The 1027-nt window shown below is 57.4% G+C and carries 2 protein-coding genes; both read right to left on the bottom strand.

Annotated elements, in window-relative coordinates; genetic code table 11:
* The coding region (locus DFR48_RS21715; RefSeq protein ID WP_483458458.1) for a flagellin N-terminal helical domain-containing protein at positions 1-389 on the bottom strand (389 nt) is incomplete at its 3' end.
* 326 nt (positions 390-715) lie between these two features.
* A partial coding sequence (locus DFR48_RS21710; protein WP_280956446.1) for a flagellin occupies positions 716-1027 on the bottom strand: 312 nt, incomplete at its 5' end.

Genomic DNA, 1027 nt, shown 5'->3' with positions numbered 1-1027 from the left:
CCCGAGAAGGAGGCGGCTTCCGCGATCGAGGTCAGCTGATCCTGGAGCTGGGTGATTTCTTCCTGGATCTTGGTCTTGTCGACGCCGTCTTCGGTAGCGGCAACGAGTTTGGCCTTGATTTCCTTGACGACATCGATCGCCGAGTTCATGCCGGAATAGGCCGTGTCGACCTTGGCCGCGCCGAGACCGAGAGCGTCCTGCACAGCCGAAAGGGCCATATTGTCGGAACGCATGGTGGTCGCGATCGACCAGTAGGCCGCGTTGTCGGAAGCGTCACCGACGCGCAGGCCCGAAGACACTGCCGCCTGGGTCTGCTCGAGCCCGGACTCGATGGAGCGAAGGGTCGAGAGTGCGGCCATCGCCGCGACGTTGGTAAGAATGCTGGTCATTTAGTTTGTGCCCCTTGGCGACTGAAAAATTGACAGGGACATTCCGGAAATCCACCGGGAACGGATCTTCTGCATCATGCATATCGACATCGCAGCAGCTGCGATCGATCTCCCGTTCGATGCTTAAAGACTAAGCTGACGTAGTTAACGGGAAGTGAAATAGGCACGAGAAAACGAGAAAAATACTTACGATACTTTGTAATACTTACTTAACCGAAGTTACCTTTTTCTTAATAGACGCCAAATGCAAAAGACCGCGCTCTTTCGAACGCGGCCTTTCATCATGAGTTGTCCGAGGCGGCACGCGCCGCCTGGCCCAGATGCCTTTACTTGAAGAGGGTCAGGATGTTCTGCGAAGCGGTGTTGGCGATCGACAGCGACTGGACGGCGAGCTGCTGCTGGGTCTGCAGTGCCTTCAGGCGGGTCGATTCCTCGTTCATGTCGGCATCGACGAGACGGCCGACACCCTTGTCGATGGAGTCCGTCAAGCTGGCGACGAATGACTGCTGCATCTCGATACGCATGCCGATCGAACCGAGCGAAGCTGCGGCGCTGGTCATCGAGGTCAGTGCATCGTCGACCATCTGGATCAGCTTGTCGAGCTGGCCCGCCGTCGTGGTCGCACCGATCGTCAGGTC

Source organism: Ciceribacter lividus (assembly GCF_003337715.1).
GTDB lineage: Bacteria > Pseudomonadota > Alphaproteobacteria > Rhizobiales > Rhizobiaceae > Allorhizobium > Allorhizobium lividum.
This window is presented reverse-complemented; position numbering and strand designations above follow the sequence as displayed.